The sequence below is a fragment of the Arenibacterium sp. CAU 1754 genome (assembly GCF_054482635.1).
The window spans coordinates 188,221-201,623 of sequence record NZ_JBTLRG010000005.1 but is presented as its reverse complement, the minus strand read 5'-3'; the positions used below and the strand labels follow the sequence as shown (position 1 = coordinate 201,623).

Sequence of the window (13,403 nt, the reverse complement as noted above, 5' to 3'; positions counted from 1 at the left end):
TGGGCCTGCGTATATGGCGGGGATGAGCACCAATCCGCCCGATCTTCGCCCCGACCTTGCCCCGCGCGCGCGCATGTCCGATACGCCGCGCCCCGGACAGCCCACCATTGGCATGGTGTCGCTGGGATGCCCCAAGGCTTTGGTGGACAGTGAACGCATCCTAACGCGCCTGCGGGCCGAAGGGTACGGGATTTCGCCCGATTATGCAGGGGCCGATGCCGTCATCGTGAACACCTGCGGGTTTCTTGACAGCGCCAAGGCCGAAAGCCTTGAGGCGATCGGCGAGGCGCTGGCCGAGAACGGCCGGGTGATCGTGACCGGCTGCCTGGGGGCCGAGCCGGAGTATATCACCGGCGCCCACCCCAAGGTCCTGGCCGTCACCGGCCCGCACCAGTACGAACAGGTGCTGGATGCGGTCCATACCGCCGTGCCGCCCGACCCGGACCCGTTCATCGACCTGCTGCCGGCCACGGGCGTGTCGCTGACGCCGCGCCATTACAGCTACCTCAAGATTTCCGAGGGCTGTAACCACAAATGCAAATTCTGCATCATCCCCGACATGCGCGGCAAACTGGCCAGCCGCCCGGCCCATGCGGTGATGCGCGAGGCCGAAAAGCTGGTTGAAAACGGGGTGCGCGAACTCTTGGTGATCTCGCAGGACACCAGCGCCTATGGCACCGACTGGAAGGATCGGGAAACCAAGTTTCCGTTCCTCAATCTGGCGCGCGATTTGGGCACGCTGGGGGCCTGGGTGCGGATGCATTACGTCTATCCCTACCCGCATGTGCGCGAGTTGATCCCGATGATGGCCGAGGGGGGGATTTTGCCCTATCTGGACATCCCGTTTCAGCATGCCCACCCCGATACGCTGAAACGCATGGCACGCCCGGCGGCGGGGTCCAGAACGCTGGACGAAATCGCCGCCTGGCGCGGGATTTGCCCTGATATCACCCTGCGCTCGACCTTTATTGTTGGGTACCCGGGGGAGACCGAGCAGGAATTCCAGACCCTGCTGGACTGGCTGGACGAGGCACAGTTGGATCGCGTTGGATGTTTTCAGTACGAAAACGTTGATGGGGCGCGGTCAAACGCCCTGCCCGATCATGTGCCGGAAGAGGTCAAACAGGACCGGTGGGACCGGTTCATGGCCAAAAGCCAGGAAATTTCCGAGGCGAAACTGGCCGCCAAGGTGGGCCAGACGATGCAGGTAATCGTGGACGAGGTCGACGAAGACGCCGCCACCTGCCGCACCAAGGCCGACGCCCCCGAGATTGACGGGAACCTGTTTATTGATGAGGGGTTCGAGACGTTGAAACCCGGCGATATCGTTACGGTTGAGGTGGATGAGGCCGGGGAGTATGATTTGTGGGGCAAACTCAAGCTTCCCGAATGAATGCCAACGAATGACCGCCGTGAGTAAGGGTTTGGTGTTCAGGAATATCTGCTTTTTCTAGCATTAAGTCCCACAGCTCTTTCTCTGCGTTGCGACAGTCGGCGACGAAGTTTTCATTAATAACAGCTTCCCACTGACCCTTTAATGCATCCCAGACTTCTGGCTCGACTTTCACCACTTTTGTTTCATCCACGATTTCCGGTTTTCCGTGCGCAATAGTGTCTCTGAACTTTTTCAATTTTGCTAAAGTCTGAAGAGGCTTAGTTCCCCAATTGAGGTCTAAACCCAGTATTTCGTTAAGAAGGTCTATCTTTTCTCGCAAGTTGGCTCGCTCCGGCCACCCCTTCTCTAAGACTTTCCAGCCAACAAAGTTGATCTTTGCTTCAATCGAGAATGCGGAGAACAAAAGACATGCCGTCATGTCATAGCCAACCCCAGTACGCTTCTCCTCCGAAAATTTTTTCATTGATTTTTTTAAAGTACCAATCAGCACAACTAAACATATCATTGTGAATGAAAATTTCGGATTGAGTACGAACTTCAAATTTTTCGGCCACAAAGAACTCCTTTCTGAAATGAACACGCTAACAAAAACCTAGATGCCTCAAAATTCAAACATGCTGACACTGACAATGCCAGCGCCCGACCCTGGGTGGGCGTGAAGCGCCCTCCCGGGGGGAGGGTCGGGCGCTATTCGTGCTTTGCACGAATTTGGCACTCCTGAACGCGAGACTGTTCTTTCGCCCAGACCGCGCTATCCTCCCCTTCAAATCAGCCAAGGGAGACCCCAGCCATGTCAGAAGCCCCGATCATTGCCCAGAAAGCCCCCTATCCGGTCGAGGTGAGCGAGGGGAAAACCTATTTCTGGTGCGCTTGCGGGAAATCGGGGACCCAGCCGTTTTGCGACGGGTCGCACAAGGACACCGGGATCACCCCGGTGAAATACACCGCAGAGGCGGATAAAAAGGTGTTCTTTTGCGGCTGCAAGGCGACCGGCAAGGCGCCCCTGTGTGACGGGACGCATTCCAAACTTTAGAGCGTTTCTTTCAGCTTTTTCAGCGCGCTCAGGCGGGCGCGGTTGAGGCAGGGTTTGGGGGCCTCCTCGACAGGGTAGGTCTGTTGCAGCCAGTCCTCACACCGGTTGGCCCAACCGCAGGTGCGGCAGGTCTGGACCAGCGCGGCCCAGTCTTCCTGGCTGAGCGCGCCGCTTTCATAGGCGGCGACAAGGTCGGCCTCGGTCACCTTGGCCATGCCCGACACCAGCCGGACGTGTTTCATCAGTTCTCCCAGCGGTTCCATGGCTGCCCCCTAGTTGGTCGGTTTCAGCGCCGCCAATAGATCGCGGTTGCGGCAGTATCCCGGAGCGGAGGTGCGGGCACCGCCCTGGTCCAGCGAGTGGGCGCAATGATCGGGCGCGCTGCACCCGGTACAGCGCAGCACCGCGTCAGCAACCTGATCGAACGGCAATTGCGCCGACAGGGTCGCCTGTTCAAGGTCGATGCCCAGCGCGCTGGCCATATTGTCCAGCAAGGCCGCGTGGCGTTTCAGGGTTGTTTGATCGGTCATGATGGCCCCCCTGTGGCGTTCGATCTTGGCCACAAGGTATCAGGACGGCGCGCGCCGCCCCTTGATGCAGGTCAAATGACCGGATCGGCCCTAAAGCAGGCCCAGCTGCGCGCTGGTGCGCCGCACGGTTTGCAGACGCGCGGCATTGGGCGGGTGGGTGCCAAGGAACCGGTCGCCCGGATCGGGAATGCGGGCAAAGAATTCGGCACCGCGCAGCGGGTTGAACCCGGCGCGGTGGGCGATAATCGTGCCCAGTTGATCGGCCTCAAGCTCGAATTCCTTGGAATAGCTGCGCGCCCCGACCGCCGCGCCCAGTTCCTGCACCGTGTCCAGGTTGCTGGGGTCCACCCCGGTCAGCGTGGCCAGCCCGGCAAAGATGACCGCACCGGTGGCCGCGTTGCGGCGCTGACGGGCCAGGTGGCTGCGGATGTGGTGCGCGGCTTCGTGGCTCATGACAAAGGCAAGCTCATCGGCATTTCGGGCGCTGGCGATCAGCGACTGGGTGAATGTGATCTGCGGACGGCCCTGTGAATCCTCGCTCTGATAGGCGTTGGGCGGGGCGTTGCGGCGCGGATCAACGCCAATGCGGAAATCGCAGTTGCTGGACGGGGTCAGGCGGCGACATTCCCGCTCGGCCACGGGTTCGACCGCCGCGACCACCTGGGCAAAGCTGCGCGCAGCCTGATCGGGGCTGAGCGCGGGTTGGGATTGCGCCTGCGCGCTGACCGGCACCGGGACACCCGGCGCAGAGGGTTCGATCACCACATCACAGGCCCCGACAAACAGGGCCATGGCCACAAGAATCCGGCGCATGAACAGTCCTTTCTTCATTCGTTGGGCAAAGATTAGCACAGCCAGCAGCGGCTTCCAGTGGGGGGATGCGGTTAGCGGGGAATGCCGCTTGCAAAGGGGCGCGCAGCGGGTCACTTTGGCATTATGTTTACGATCGAGCATGAATTCGACTCAACAGTGATCACTCTTGTCGATGAGGGCAGCGCGCCCCTGCAAGAGGATGTCGTCATCAACAGCTTTGCCGAATGCGTGACCATCGAACAGCTGGATCCGCGCACCGAACAGATCATGCGCGTCACCCTGTCGCCCGAGCAATTGCGCGACCTTGGGGCGGCGCTGGATCTGCCCGAGGGTGTGTATCAGGTGCGCGACGTCCGGTCCGAGTAGGCGAACACCTTGTTCCGGGCGGTCTGTCCCGACACCAATGTCAGATGGGATGGCGCCACGCCGAGGGCCGCCGCCAAAAGCGCCTGAACGGCGGCGTTGGCCTTGCCGTTTTCCGGAGCCACGGTGACCGTCGCGCGCAGGTGATCGCCGTCGCGTTTCAGGCTGGTCTGCGCCGCTTTTGGCGTCACGCGGACCGCAATGCGGGCATCGGGCACGGCCAGATCGGACAGATCTGGCAGGTTTCTGAGTTTTGCTTTCGCCATGGGGGCACGCTGCACCGGATTGGCGGGATTGCGCCATAGACTTTTGGCCGTGGCAGGTGAATATTTCGCACCAAACCACGGGAGATTTGACAATGGCGACCGGTTTTTTCTGGGACGAGCGGTGTTTCTGGCACGCAGGGGGCAATTATGCCGCAACCATGCAGATCGGCGGTCTGGTGCAGCCGCTGGCCGCAGGCGGCTTGCCCGAGAACCCGGAAACCAAGCGGCGGCTTAAGAACCTGATGGATGTGACCGGGTTGATCGGCGATCTGGATGTGCGCAGTGCCGATCCCGCCAGTTGGGAGGACTTGGCCCGCATCCATCCCGAAAGTTACCTGAGCGAATTCAAACGCCTGTCGGATGCCGGAGGGGGCGAGCTGGGCCAGCGTACGCCTTTTGCCACCGGCGGGTTCGAGATTGCGGCCCTGTCCACGGGGTTGGCCAGTGCGGCCGTTGCGGCGGTCCTGAGTGGCGACATGGACAACGCCTATGCCCTATCGCGACCGCCTGGGCACCATTGCCTGCCTGATTTCCCGAATGGGTTCTGCCTGTTGGCCAACATCGCCATCGCGATCGAGACCGCCAAGGCGCGGCACGGGCTGGGCAAGGTCGCGGTCATCGACTGGGACGTGCACCATGGTAACGGCACCGAGGCAATATTCTATGACCGTGACGATGTGCTGACCATTTCCCTGCACCAGGAGGGAAACTATCCGCTGGATACCGGCGCGATCACCGACCGGGGCACGGGTGCGGGCGACGGGTGCAACATCAACGTGCCTTTGCCCGCCGGCACTGGTCATGTGGGCTATCTTGCGGTGATGGATCAGATCGTGCGCCCGGCACTGGACCGGTTTCAGCCCGACATGATCATCGTAGCCTGCGGGTTCGATGCATCAATCTATGACCCGTTGGCGCAGATGATGGTCACGGCGGACACCTTCAGGGAGATGACCGCCCGGGTGAAGGCGGCGGCGACCGACCTGTGCGACGGACGGTTGGTTCTGGTGCATGAGGGTGGATATTCCGAAGTCTACGTCCCCTTCTGCGGGCATGCGACCATCGCCGAACTGGCCGGAAGCAATATCACCGCACCCGATCCGCTGGCGCATAATTTCAACGTTCGCCAACCCTCGGCCAGGTTCGAGGCCTTCCAACTGGAGCTGATCGGCGACATGGCGCAAGCATTCAAATGACCCGCAGCGCGCGGGAAAAGATGATGGCGGGCGACTGGTACTGCTGTCTGGATCCCGAGTTGCTGGAGATCCAGATGCGGGCGCGCGAAGCGGTGCATGAACACAACAGCCTGCCCCCGCGGGCGCGCGGCGGCGCGGGGCCAAAGCTGCGTGCCACATTTGCCGCGATGGCCGAGGATGCATTGATCGAGGCGCCGTTTCATTGCGCCTATGGGATCAATATCTCGGTCGGGGCTGGGGTCTATATGAATGCGGGCTGCACCATTCTGGACACGGCCCCGGTGACCATCGGGCGCAAAACGATGTTCGGCCCCGCCGTGCAGATTTACTGCGCGGATCATCACCGCGATCCCGCGTTGCGCACCCAAGGGTTGGAGCGCGCGCGCCCGGTGACCATCGGATCACAGGTTTGGATCGGGGGCGGCGCGATACTGTTGCCGGGTGTCACGGTGGGCGACAATGCAATTATCGGCGCCGGCAGCGTGGTAACCCACGATGTGGCCGCCGGGGCCACAGTCGTGGGCAACCCGGCACGGGCCGTCAAACCATGAACGCGCTTTTTGATTGTGTCGCCGCCCGCTGGTCGCCGACCATTGGCGACCCCAGCATCATGGGATGGGTCACCGTGGCCGCCTATGGTCTGGCCGGGCTGTTGTGTTTTGCGGGGTTTTCCCGCTCGCCCCATGCGGGCGTGCGCCGGTTCGGGCTGGTCATGGGTATTCTGCTGATGGCCCTGATGGTGAACAAGCAGCTTGATCTGCAATCGGCCCTGACCGCACTCGGTCGGTGCGTTTCCCAGATACAGGGGTGGTATGGTGAGCGACGCGCCTTTCAATACCGGTTCATCATGGGCGTTCTGGCCGCTTGTGCGGTGATCGGAGTTTTCCTGTTCTTGGCCCTGCGCCGCCAGTTGAGCCACATCGGAATTGCCTTGGCCGGGGTGATCTGCCTGATGACCTTTATCGCCGTGCGCGCCATCGGGTTTCATCATTTCGACGCGTTCATCCTGTCCTCGGTCATGAATGTGCGAATGAACTGGCTTTTGGAGCTAGGCGGGATATTCCTGATTGCGCTGAATGCGCTTTGGGGGCTGGTGTTCTGGAACAGACACCCGCCCCCTTGAAAATTGCGCTTGAATTCCGCAGGCCCAGACCAGACATAGAATGCAAGATGTAAAAAGGTTTCACATATGCCCGCCCCCAATCCCGCAGCCCTCGAATTTCTGCTGACGCGCCGGTCGCGCCCGGCCAAGACGCTGACGACGCCGGTTCCGGATGCCGACACGCTGACCACCCTGCTGACGGCGGCGGCGCGTACGCCCGATCATGGCAAGCTGGAGCCGTGGCGGTTCATCGTGATCGAAAAGGGGGCCATGGGACGTCTGGGTGATCTGGCCGAAGCATGCGGGCGCGCGTTGGGCAAGTCGGACGAGGATTGCGCCAAGGCGCGCAGCCAGTTCGATCTGGGCAATCTGGCCGTAGTTGTGGTCGAGGTGCAAAAACCCAGCGAAAAGATCCCGCCCATCGAACAAAGCTATTCCGCCGGGGCCGTGTGCCTTGCGCTGGTCAATGCGGCGCTGGCAGCGGGCTGGGGTGCCAACTGGCTGTCGGGTTGGCCCAGCCATGACGCCGCATTCCGCCGCGACGGTTTTGGGCTGGCTGACCATGAACGTATTGCCGGAATCATCCACATCGGCACCGAACGCGCCGGCCCGCCCGAACGCCCGCGCCCGGATCTGAGCGCGATCACACAATGGGTGCGCCAGTGATTTTTCGCGCCTTCCTGCTGGCCATCGGTCAGATCGGCGATCGGAAATTTCGCAAGGTCCTATTTATTGGCATCCTGCTGACCATCGTCCTGCTGGTGGCCGCCTATGCGGCCTTCCTGTGGATCATCGGCACGTTCGTCGGCGAAACCTCCACCCTGCCCCTGATCGGCGAGGTGCGCTGGCTTGACGATCTGCTCGGCTGGTCGTCGCTGTTGCTGATGCTGGTCCTGTCGGTGTTCCTGATGATCCCCGTCGCCTCGGCCATCACGTCGATGTTCCTTGAGGAGGTCGCGCAGGCGGTCGAGGATCGCCATTACCCGAACCTGCCCAAGGCGCTGCATGTCCCGATCTCCGAGGCCATTCGCGACAGTATCAACTTTCTTGGCGTTCTGGTGGCGGCCAATGCGGTCGCCTTTGTGCTGATGTTGATCTTTTCCCCGGCCGCGCCGTTCATCTTTTACGGGCTGAACGGGTTTCTCTTGGGTCGGGAATATTTCACGCTGGCCGCGATGCGTCGCATCGGTCGCGAAGGTGCAAAAGAATTGCGCGCGCGCCACACTGCGACCATCTGGGCAGCCGGTGTGCTGATGGCGATCCCGCTGTCGATCCCGCTGATGAACCTGGTGATCCCGGTGCTGGGTGCGGCAACCTTTACCCATATCTTTCACAGCCTGAACGCCAGCGCCCGCTAAGGATCAGCCCACAACCCCGCGCAGGGCAAAGGCTATCAGCCCCAGCCCGATCAGGATGTTGAACGCCCAGAACACGGTGCGAATGCGCGCGCGGGCCGTCATACGTGACAGGGGTTTAATCATAGCTGAACGCCTCGCTCAGAATGTGACCCGAGGGGATGCCCAGCGCGATCAGGTCGCGCTCGACCGCTTTGAGCATCGGGGGCGGGCCACACAGGACATAGTCCCACTCTTTGTGTTCTACCGTGTCGAAATGACGTTTCAGCAGGGACACATCGACCATTCCGGTTTCGCCTTGCCAGCCTTGCGGCGGTTCGGACAACACATGCACCACACTGACCCTGCCCTGCGCCGCCAAAGCATCGAGCATCTGCTTGTCGACGATCTGACCTGTGTGGCGGTTTGCGTAAATCAGCGTGACGGGCCGGTCGTCGCCAGAAAGCTCAATTTCGCGCAGGAGTCCCAGCAAGGGGGCGATTCCGACGCCACCAGCGATCAGGGCCACACCGGGAGCCGTGCGTCCGGTCAGTGTCAGATGACCGAACGGGCCGTCCAGATAGGCGCGCGCGCCGGGTTCGATCTGACCGAGACTGCGGGTGAAATCGCCCAGCTCCTTGATCACAAAGCGCATATCAGACCCGCCGGACGGGGCCGAGGCGATGGAAAACGGGTTTTCGTTCAGCGAAAACGGGCTGTGCCCGATGTTCAGCCATGCAAATTGTCCCGCCTTGTACCGCATCCCGTCATGGCCGTCGGGGGTCAGCACCACTTCCCAAGTGCGCTCGGCCACGTGGGCCGCGCGGGTCACGCGCCACGGGTGGCGGCTTTGGATCAGCGGCGCAACCAGGTAGACCCGGACCAGGGTCAGAACAGCCACGCCCAGAAACCCGAGCCAAAGGGCCGTCAAAGTCGGATCCGTGCTATAGCGCCCGGCGACCAGCGCATGCCAGACGCCGAAGACAACGATGATGAGCGCCCCTACCCCATGAAACAACCGCCACCACTGGTATTTGCGCCCCGGGTCCGAGCGCGCCAGCGCGACCCCGACCAGCACCGGCAAAAGTAACCATGCCACGGCCCCGGGCAGGATGGTTTCGGGTTGCCATGACAGGGTCAACTGGCGCGTTGTATCCCACACTAGGGGCGCATCCCGCTCGCCCCGGTAAAGAAACGGGTGGATCAGGGCCAAAACCAGCGCCGTGCGCGCCAACAACTGGTGGAACCGCATGGTGACGTCCATGCCCACCCGGCGCGAAATGACACGAAACCGCCCCGACATGGGAAATTCGGCCAGCAACATGGCCAGCGCCAACAGCCCCGCGCCGCTGGCCAGTTCATCCCAGCCGCCACGCGGCGGCAGGCCTTGCGCCCAGGCCAGCCCCAGCGGCGCAAGCGCCACCGACAGATACAAAAGGAAAAGCAGACCCGCAGGCATCGCAAGCACCCGATTGTTCAAGGGTGCATGCTTGCACCCTGTGTGTCCCCATGTTGCCGATCTGTGCGCGCCAAAAAAGGACCTGGATCAAACCGGGCACGGATTTCGGCAAACAAACTCATGTCGCGGACGGGGTCAGTTGGCTGGACCCATCCGGTTGAACCAGTCCAGATCGCGCACGCTGATCCATCCCGACAGGATAATGCCGCTGATGATGACCCACAAAACAAAGGCAACGATGGTGGTGATGATCGCCTTTTTCTTGAGGTGATGCTCCTCGGGCGCGCCCGCGTGGGTGCCGGGAACGATGTCCCCGAGGTCACCCTGGGTTTTCACGCGGATCGGCAGGGCGACCAGAAAGGTCATGAACCAGATCACGGCAAAAAGAACGATGGCGGAGGTGATGGCCATTGGTGGCCTCCTTTCAAAGGGTGTGCGCCTTTATACCTGTTCCAGTTCGACCAGACATCCATTGAAATCCTTGGGATGCAGGAACAGCACCGGTTTACCATGGGCACCGATCTTTGGTTCGCCATTGCCCAGAACGCGGGCGCCGGTTTTCTGCAGGTGGTCGCGCGCGGCGATGATATCGTCGACCTCGTAACAGACATGGTGGATGCCGCCCGAGGGGTTCTTTTCAAGAAAGCCGGTGATCGGGCTGTTTTCGCCCAATGGATAAAGCAGTTCGATCTTGGTGTTTGGCAGTTCGATGAACACCACGGTCACACCGTGATCGGGTTCGTCCTGGGGGGCGCCGACCTTGGCACCCAATGCGGTGCGGTACTGTTCGGACGCGGCCTCAAGATCGGGCACTGCGATGGCGACATGGTTCAAACGACCAATCATGACGGTCTCCTCAAAATCCTGACTTTGGCGCGGGTTATGCGGCGTGCGCACGGCAAGGGCAAGGGGACGTATTACCTCAGCCCCGCCATTAACCCCGCGTTAGCCATCACCCCCTAGCCTGAGGTGGACTGTTGAGAGGAGCTTGCCATGGATGATTCTAACGCCCTGACCGCAACACACCGTCTGCCGACGCCAAACCGGCCCTTGCTGGGCCTGACCATTCTGGTTGTCGAGGATAGCCGGTTTGCCTGCGAAGCAATGCGCCTTTTGTGCCTGCGCAGCGGCGCGCGCATCCGCCGGGCCGATTGCCTGAAATCCGCGCGACGGCATTTGCAGGTCTATCGCCCCTCTGTGATCATTGTCGATCTGGGCCTGCCGGACGGGTCGGGCATCGACCTGATCGAAGAGCTGACCAACGCCAGCCCGCGTGTCCCGGCCATTCTGGGCACCTCGGGTGATGATTTCGGCGAAGAAGCGGCCCTTGCTGCCGGCGCCGACGGGTTTCTGGCGAAACCGGTCACTTCGCTGGCCATGTTCCAGTCTGCCGTCCTGTCTCACCTGCCGCCTGACCGTCAGCCTCCGGGGCCGCGCATCGTTCGGGACGAAACCGTTTTTCCCGATCAAATGGCGTTGCAGGACGATCTGGCCCATGTGGCCGATGTGCTGAGTGCGCCGGTCGAGGACAAAACGCTGGATTATGTGGCGCAGTTCCTGGGCGGGCTGGCGCGCAGTTCCGATGACCAACCGCTGGCACAGGCGGCCGCCGAATTGGCCCATGCACGGCGCACCGGCGCGTCGGTCTCTATTGGCACGGCGCGGGTTGCCGGGCTGGTACAGGAACGTTTGCAGCACAAGAGGGCCATCTGATATGTTCGCAACAGTACTTTTGACCGTCACAACCCTGTTGATCGCGCTTTACCTGCAGGCCTGGTTCGCCGCCCGAACGGTGCGGCGCAACCGCCAGCAGACAAGCCACGAAACCCTGCGATTTTTTCTACTGAAACCACATGGCTGATATGACCCCGCCGAATCCGGGGTGGACCGGGTAACCGGGTCCGATACGGTCAAAGCGTCGGGTCTGAAGCCACGCGCACCAGTTGTGTCAAATCGCTCAGCCGTTCGATCTGTTTGCCGTTGGCGTCGTAATTCGACGGGTCCAGCCAGACGCGATAGGCCTCGCTCAGCGCCGGCCATTCCTTGTCGATCGCCGCAAACCAGGCGGTGTCGCGATTGCGCCCCTTGACCACCAGCGCCTGACGAAACACACCCTCAAAGCTGAACCCAAGCCGTTGTGCCGCCGCGCGGGACGGGCGGTTCAGCGCGTTGCACTTCCATTCATAGCGCCGGTAGCCGGATTCGAACGCCCAGCGCATCATCAGCACCATCGCCTCGGTCGCGGCGCGGGTGCGTTGCAGGGCGGGGGCATAGTTGATGTTCCCGACTTCGATCGACCCGGCCTCGGGCTGAATGCGCAGAAAGCTGGCAACGCCGCCATATTCCCCGGTTTCCAGGTCCATGATCGCATAGAAAAGATGATCGGGGTTGGCGACCGTGTCGCGCACCCAACGGTGATATTGCGCCGCCGAGGAAAATGGCCCGTAAGGCATGTAGTCCCAGACCCAGTCCTGACCGGCGTAGGTGCGAAACAGAAGCGCGGAATGCGTATCGGCGTCCAGCGGTTCAAGACGGGCATGGCGCCCGGTCAGAACCGCGCCATCGGGGCGGGGCGGAACGCGCCAGTTTTCGACGACGGGACCAATGGGGCGATCTGGGTTTTGCTCTGTCATTCCAGCAACCTAGGCTTTTGAATGATCCGCGCCAAGCCCAAGACGCCCCTTACAGAAGAAGACCGGGGTCACTGCCCATATCGAGCCCCGGAAAAATGACGGTTTCCAGCGTGGCCCGGTCCAACCCAGCCATCCCGCGCATCAGCCAAGCCGACGGGGCCCGCACATCGCCCGTAGGCATCAGGTCGCGCCGCTCGTACAGGTCGGCCTCGGCCAGTCCGGGCCAGTCGCCATAGACCTTGCGGCCCCGAATTGCCCCGCCAGCCAGCAGCATTGCGCCCCCGGTGCCATGATCGGTGCCCCCGGTCCCGTTGACGCGCACCGTGCGGCCAAATTCGGTCATCGCGACAATCGCGGTTTTTTGCCAGACCTCGGCCCCCACCCCGGCGCGCAGGGCCAGAATGGTGTCGGCCAATCGGTTCAGCGCCGGTGCGATGGCGCGGCCCTGCCGGTTGTGCGTGTCCCACCCATTGATCGAAAAAGACGCCACCCGCGTGTCGCCGCGCAGCTGTTCGGCGGCAAACTCGGCCACGGCCAGATGCGCGCGCCCCTTGGCCGGGGCCGGGGCGGACATCTGCATCATCTCTTCATCCTCGGCCCCCAGAATCGCGGGGGCCTCACCATCCTCCGAGAGCATCAACGCCTCTTGCAGGGCCGCATGCAGCGCCGGATCGGATTGCATGACCAGTTCGGCCAGCCGCTGGGCCTGGGGACTCATGACCAAATCGGCATCGGGCGACCAGTCAGCCACCGGCGCTTCACCGGAAAGCAATTTCATCTCGCCATGGCCGATGGAAAAGGCGGTCCGCGGCTCGACCCCGGGCACCTGCCCCAGCATCCGGTTCAGCCAACCGTCCCGCGCACCGTCCAGCGTTTGTGTGCCTGCCTCAAGCAGGTCCTGCCCGTCAAAATGGCTGCGCTTGTTGCGATAGGGGGTCGAGACCGCGTGGACAAAGCCGAGATCGCCCTGGTTCCAAAGATCGATCAGCGGCGCCAACGCCGGGTGCAGCGCAAAGAACCCGTCAAGGTCGTGCGAGCCGTTTACAACGCCCTCGGACAGTGTGCCGCGCAGCGCAGAAAATTCCGGCGCACCATAGGGGCGTACGACGTCAAGCCCATCCATTCCGCCGCGCAATACGATGACCACAAGCCGCGCATCCCAGGGGGCGGCGGCAAAGCTGACCGGGGTCAACAGTGGACTGGCTGCCGCGGAACACCCGATGGCGGCGGTACGGGCCAGAAACGCGCGGCGGGACAGATTGGAAACCATGGCCATAC

Annotated in this window: 20 protein-coding genes; 10 read left to right on the top strand and 10 right to left on the bottom strand. The window is 62.1% G+C overall.

Annotated features, from left to right (window positions below; translation table 11 throughout):
• Window positions 1-22: 22 nt before the first annotated feature.
• Window positions 23-1,393, top strand: coding sequence for a 30S ribosomal protein S12 methylthiotransferase RimO (gene rimO / locus ACXYMO_RS17545; protein ID WP_458880036.1), 1,371 nt, complete (start codon window positions 23-25; stop codon window positions 1,391-1,393).
• Here rimO and ACXYMO_RS17540 read toward each other — a convergent pair.
• Complete coding sequence (locus ACXYMO_RS17540; RefSeq protein WP_458880035.1) at window positions 1,377-1,901, bottom strand: hypothetical protein; 525 nt, start codon at window positions 1,899-1,901, stop codon at window positions 1,377-1,379. The two genes, rimO and ACXYMO_RS17540, sit on opposite strands and share 17 nt — an antisense overlap.
• Before the next feature lie 285 nt (window positions 1,902-2,186).
• Here ACXYMO_RS17540 and ACXYMO_RS17535 point away from each other — a divergent pair, with 285 nt between their 5' ends.
• Entirely contained in the window at window positions 2,187-2,429 is a 243-nt protein-coding gene (locus ACXYMO_RS17535) for a CDGSH iron-sulfur domain-containing protein (protein ID WP_458880034.1), read from the top strand.
• On the opposite strand, the gene ACXYMO_RS17530 is transcribed toward ACXYMO_RS17535, so the two are convergent.
• From ACXYMO_RS17530 to ACXYMO_RS17520, 3 genes are all read right to left on the bottom strand, one after another.
• Window positions 2,426-2,692, bottom strand: coding sequence for a DUF6455 family protein (locus ACXYMO_RS17530; protein ID WP_458880033.1), 267 nt, complete (start codon window positions 2,690-2,692; stop codon window positions 2,426-2,428). The genes ACXYMO_RS17535 and ACXYMO_RS17530 overlap by 4 nt on opposite strands.
• A gap of 9 nt (window positions 2,693-2,701) precedes the next feature.
• Window positions 2,702-2,959, bottom strand: a complete 258-nt coding sequence (locus ACXYMO_RS17525; protein WP_458880032.1) for a DUF6455 family protein — start codon at window positions 2,957-2,959, stop codon at window positions 2,702-2,704.
• A 90-nt stretch (window positions 2,960-3,049) separates the two neighbouring features.
• Window positions 3,050-3,772 carry a M48 family metalloprotease gene (locus ACXYMO_RS17520; RefSeq protein WP_458880031.1) on the bottom strand — a complete coding sequence of 241 codons (723 nt, stop codon included), beginning with the start codon at window positions 3,770-3,772 and terminating at the stop codon, window positions 3,050-3,052.
• 123 nt (window positions 3,773-3,895) lie between these two features.
• On the opposite strand from ACXYMO_RS17520, the gene ACXYMO_RS17515 reads away from it, so the two are divergent.
• Window positions 3,896-4,138, top strand: coding sequence for a hypothetical protein (locus tag ACXYMO_RS17515; RefSeq protein ID WP_458880030.1), 243 nt, complete (start codon window positions 3,896-3,898; stop codon window positions 4,136-4,138).
• Here the strand turns inward: ACXYMO_RS17515 and ACXYMO_RS17510 are convergent.
• Window positions 4,111-4,401 carry a DUF167 domain-containing protein gene (locus ACXYMO_RS17510; protein WP_458880029.1) on the bottom strand — a complete coding sequence of 97 codons (291 nt, stop codon included), beginning with the start codon at window positions 4,399-4,401 and terminating at the stop codon, window positions 4,111-4,113. The genes ACXYMO_RS17515 and ACXYMO_RS17510 overlap by 28 nt on opposite strands.
• A gap of 92 nt (window positions 4,402-4,493) precedes the next feature.
• On the opposite strand from ACXYMO_RS17510, the gene ACXYMO_RS17505 reads away from it, so the two are divergent.
• The 5 genes from ACXYMO_RS17505 (at window position 4,494) to ACXYMO_RS17485 (ending at window position 8,057) form a co-directional block, all read left to right on the top strand.
• Window positions 4,494-5,597, top strand: coding sequence for a class II histone deacetylase (locus tag ACXYMO_RS17505; RefSeq protein ID WP_458880028.1), 1,104 nt, complete (start codon window positions 4,494-4,496; stop codon window positions 5,595-5,597).
• Window positions 5,594-6,148 (top strand): sugar O-acetyltransferase, encoded by a 555-nt coding sequence (locus ACXYMO_RS17500; RefSeq protein WP_458880027.1) that lies wholly within the window; start codon window positions 5,594-5,596, stop codon window positions 6,146-6,148. Before ACXYMO_RS17505 ends, ACXYMO_RS17500 begins: the two co-directional genes overlap by 4 nt.
• Window positions 6,145-6,720: an isopropylmalate isomerase gene (locus tag ACXYMO_RS17495; protein ID WP_458880026.1), complete on the top strand. Its 576-nt coding sequence runs from the start codon at window positions 6,145-6,147 to the stop codon at window positions 6,718-6,720. Before ACXYMO_RS17500 ends, ACXYMO_RS17495 begins: the two co-directional genes overlap by 4 nt.
• Window positions 6,721-6,786: 66 nt before the next feature.
• Window positions 6,787-7,365 carry a nitroreductase family protein gene (locus ACXYMO_RS17490; protein WP_458880025.1) on the top strand — a complete coding sequence of 193 codons (579 nt, stop codon included), beginning with the start codon at window positions 6,787-6,789 and terminating at the stop codon, window positions 7,363-7,365.
• The gene (locus ACXYMO_RS17485) at window positions 7,350-8,057 is read left to right on the top strand and encodes an EI24 domain-containing protein (RefSeq protein WP_458880024.1); all 708 of its coding nucleotides are present in this window, start codon (window positions 7,350-7,352) and stop codon (window positions 8,055-8,057) included. Before ACXYMO_RS17490 ends, ACXYMO_RS17485 begins: the two co-directional genes overlap by 16 nt.
• Before the next feature lie 115 nt (window positions 8,058-8,172).
• Here ACXYMO_RS17485 and ACXYMO_RS17480 read toward each other — a convergent pair whose 3' ends face one another.
• The 3 genes from ACXYMO_RS17480 to mce all read right to left on the bottom strand — a co-directional run bounded on the left by ACXYMO_RS17480 (window position 8,173) and on the right by mce (window position 10,338).
• Complete coding sequence (locus ACXYMO_RS17480) at window positions 8,173-9,492, bottom strand: ferredoxin reductase family protein (protein WP_458880023.1); 1,320 nt, start codon at window positions 9,490-9,492, stop codon at window positions 8,173-8,175.
• Between the two features lie 135 nt (window positions 9,493-9,627).
• Window positions 9,628-9,903 (bottom strand): DUF1467 family protein, encoded by a 276-nt coding sequence (locus ACXYMO_RS17475; protein ID WP_458880022.1) that lies wholly within the window; start codon window positions 9,901-9,903, stop codon window positions 9,628-9,630.
• Between the two features lie 30 nt (window positions 9,904-9,933).
• Window positions 9,934-10,338, bottom strand: a complete 405-nt coding sequence (mce, locus tag ACXYMO_RS17470) for a methylmalonyl-CoA epimerase (protein ID WP_458880021.1) — start codon at window positions 10,336-10,338, stop codon at window positions 9,934-9,936.
• A 147-nt stretch (window positions 10,339-10,485) separates the two neighbouring features.
• Here mce and ACXYMO_RS17465 point away from each other — a divergent pair, with 147 nt between their 5' ends.
• Entirely contained in the window at window positions 10,486-11,205 is a 720-nt protein-coding gene (locus ACXYMO_RS17465) for a response regulator (protein ID WP_458880020.1), read from the top strand.
• A 1-nt stretch (window position 11,206) separates the two neighbouring features.
• Complete coding sequence (locus ACXYMO_RS17460) at window positions 11,207-11,353, top strand: hypothetical protein (RefSeq protein WP_458880019.1); 147 nt, start codon at window positions 11,207-11,209, stop codon at window positions 11,351-11,353.
• Between the two features lie 49 nt (window positions 11,354-11,402).
• On the opposite strand, the gene ACXYMO_RS17455 is transcribed toward ACXYMO_RS17460, so the two are convergent.
• Window positions 11,403-12,125, bottom strand: a complete 723-nt coding sequence (locus tag ACXYMO_RS17455) for a GNAT family N-acetyltransferase (RefSeq protein ID WP_458880018.1) — start codon at window positions 12,123-12,125, stop codon at window positions 11,403-11,405.
• A gap of 49 nt (window positions 12,126-12,174) precedes the next feature.
• Window positions 12,175-13,395 (bottom strand): DUF1501 domain-containing protein, encoded by a 1,221-nt coding sequence (locus tag ACXYMO_RS17450; protein ID WP_458880017.1) that lies wholly within the window; start codon window positions 13,393-13,395, stop codon window positions 12,175-12,177.
• Between the last annotated feature and the right edge of the window lie 8 nt (window positions 13,396-13,403).

Excerpts from the sequence above, each read along its gene's own strand:
- ACXYMO_RS17465 (WP_458880020.1), top strand. The coding sequence starts at position 10,486 with ATGGATGATTCTAACGCCCTGACCGCAACACACCGTCTGCCGACGCCA.
- ACXYMO_RS17500 (WP_458880027.1), top strand. The coding sequence starts at position 5,594 with ATGACCCGCAGCGCGCGGGAAAAGATGATGGCGGGCGACTGGTACTGC.
- ACXYMO_RS17530 (WP_458880033.1), bottom strand. The coding sequence starts at position 2,692 with ATGGAACCGCTGGGAGAACTGATGAAACACGTCCGGCTGGTGTCGGGC.
- ACXYMO_RS17450 (WP_458880017.1), bottom strand. The coding sequence starts at position 13,395 with ATGGTTTCCAATCTGTCCCGCCGCGCGTTTCTGGCCCGTACCGCCGCC.
- ACXYMO_RS17480 (WP_458880023.1), bottom strand. The coding sequence starts at position 9,492 with ATGCCTGCGGGTCTGCTTTTCCTTTTGTATCTGTCGGTGGCGCTTGCG.
- ACXYMO_RS17505 (WP_458880028.1), top strand. The coding sequence starts at position 4,494 with ATGGCGACCGGTTTTTTCTGGGACGAGCGGTGTTTCTGGCACGCAGGG.
- ACXYMO_RS17495 (WP_458880026.1), top strand. The coding sequence starts at position 6,145 with ATGAACGCGCTTTTTGATTGTGTCGCCGCCCGCTGGTCGCCGACCATT.
- ACXYMO_RS17540 (WP_458880035.1), bottom strand. The coding sequence starts at position 1,901 with ATGATATGTTTAGTTGTGCTGATTGGTACTTTAAAAAAATCAATGAAA.
- ACXYMO_RS17460 (WP_458880019.1), top strand. The coding sequence starts at position 11,207 with ATGTTCGCAACAGTACTTTTGACCGTCACAACCCTGTTGATCGCGCTT.
- ACXYMO_RS17485 (WP_458880024.1), top strand. The coding sequence starts at position 7,350 with ATGGGTGCGCCAGTGATTTTTCGCGCCTTCCTGCTGGCCATCGGTCAG.
- ACXYMO_RS17475 (WP_458880022.1), bottom strand. The coding sequence starts at position 9,903 with ATGGCCATCACCTCCGCCATCGTTCTTTTTGCCGTGATCTGGTTCATG.
- ACXYMO_RS17515 (WP_458880030.1), top strand. The coding sequence starts at position 3,896 with ATGTTTACGATCGAGCATGAATTCGACTCAACAGTGATCACTCTTGTC.
- ACXYMO_RS17490 (WP_458880025.1), top strand. The coding sequence starts at position 6,787 with ATGCCCGCCCCCAATCCCGCAGCCCTCGAATTTCTGCTGACGCGCCGG.
- mce (WP_458880021.1), bottom strand. The coding sequence starts at position 10,338 with ATGATTGGTCGTTTGAACCATGTCGCCATCGCAGTGCCCGATCTTGAG.
- ACXYMO_RS17455 (WP_458880018.1), bottom strand. The coding sequence starts at position 12,125 with ATGACAGAGCAAAACCCAGATCGCCCCATTGGTCCCGTCGTCGAAAAC.
- ACXYMO_RS17535 (WP_458880034.1), top strand. The coding sequence starts at position 2,187 with ATGTCAGAAGCCCCGATCATTGCCCAGAAAGCCCCCTATCCGGTCGAG.
- ACXYMO_RS17525 (WP_458880032.1), bottom strand. The coding sequence starts at position 2,959 with ATGACCGATCAAACAACCCTGAAACGCCACGCGGCCTTGCTGGACAAT.
- ACXYMO_RS17510 (WP_458880029.1), bottom strand. The coding sequence starts at position 4,401 with ATGGCGAAAGCAAAACTCAGAAACCTGCCAGATCTGTCCGATCTGGCC.
- ACXYMO_RS17520 (WP_458880031.1), bottom strand. The coding sequence starts at position 3,772 with ATGCGCCGGATTCTTGTGGCCATGGCCCTGTTTGTCGGGGCCTGTGAT.
- rimO (WP_458880036.1), top strand. The coding sequence starts at position 23 with ATGAGCACCAATCCGCCCGATCTTCGCCCCGACCTTGCCCCGCGCGCG.